Here is a 1,508-nt window from a genome sequence, read left to right as displayed (position 1 = left end):
GGTGATATTATCCCCACGCCCTTTTCTCATATGAATAGCCCTATGTCGGGCGTTGAAATTCACGCGAACGCCTACTCTGCAATCATCAATCAAAAGATTATTCGTAGCGTTTCGGAGCGGTGGGTATATCTATTAACATTCGCATTCATTCTTGTTCCTATCTTAATTTTTCCACGTATTCGTCCAACTTTCGTCATGCCCTCAACCATGTTATTGGCGGCAGGAATATTTGGGTTTAGCTACGCTCTATTAGTATTAGATAGAACGTGGTTCCCACCGGTAAACAGTGTGCTTGGAGTATTGATTGCCTACCCTTTATGGAGCTGGCAAAGAATGCGTCACCTAAATAGTTTTTTTAGCAATGAGTTAGAAAGACTAAGTAGAGAGCCTGACCTAAGCTTTCGTCGCTTGAGCCAGCATAGCCTTGAGAAAATATTCCTAGCGCTGATCGCGATTATCAAGCCCAAAGCTTATGCCTTTACGCACAATGGAAACGTAATTCATGGATTAAACCCACACCAACTAAGCTCATACCGCATATTAGAAGAAGGGGTATGGCAGCATGACGAAAGCTCGAGTTGGATCAAGCTCACTATTGGAGATGATAAATACCGTATTGGGCTTGCCATTCCAAGCGCTGGATTTAGACGCCCTATTACTGAGTTCCTGAATAAGCTGGAGCTGCAATCTGGCCAAGAAGCCATCATCAAAAAACCATCAGAGCAGATAGCGAAGCGTATTCATCAAGTACGTGACGCCATCACTGCGATGCAAGACATGCGTACATTTATTTCTCGCGGCTTTGAAGAAATGCCTGGGGCTGTCATTGTAACCGACCCTATCGGATTAATCGTCTATGCAAATAGCCGCGCACTATCATGGTTGCAGGCTGAGAAAAAACAAATTATCTCCACACCAATATACGAGCTTTTTGCCGCTCTCAAAGCCGACAATGATGATTTTAATCAAGCAATATCAACGTGCCTGTTAGAGGGAAAAGGAAAACAATTCAATCTATCGATTGGACACAGAGATGTGATGATTCATTGCCTGCCATTTTTAGTGGACGAACATAGTGATGCCGGTTTAATGATTAGCATGTCAGACATCACTGAAATTCGTCAGCAGCAACGTGAAAAAAACCAACTGATCGACTTTCTTTCCCATGATGTTCGCTCACCACTTAGTTCTCAGCTCGCCCTACTCCANGGCTTAAGATCTGGTCGTATTGAATTTGATTCTTCTGTCATTGATCAATTAGCGAGTCATGCAGAACGCTCACTTAGCCTTTCAGATCAATTCTTACAAATCACTCGCGCTGAACAAGCGATTGAAGAAGACTTTTACGAATTTGAATTGGTCAATGCGATCGAGAACGCCATTGATTCAATCAGCCAGCTTGCACGTCAGAAAAATATCGACATCACTCTCTCGGGGGACGAAGAGATATGGCTATTTGGCAGTGCTGAGCTAATTGAGCGAAGCTTGATTAATCTACTTAGTAATGC

General features: G+C 43.2%; 1 protein-coding gene. It reads left to right on the top strand.

What is annotated here, in order from left to right; genetic code table 11:
* Positions 1–42: 42 nt before the first annotated feature.
* Positions 43–1,508: PAS domain-containing sensor histidine kinase (locus A3739_RS13850; protein ID WP_231877080.1), on the top strand; the 1,466-nt coding region annotated here is incomplete at its 3' end.

Source organism: Oleiphilus sp. HI0067 (genome assembly GCF_001635735.1).
Note: the sequence above shows the minus strand (reverse complement) of the source record. Positions and strands in the feature narration are given on the sequence as shown.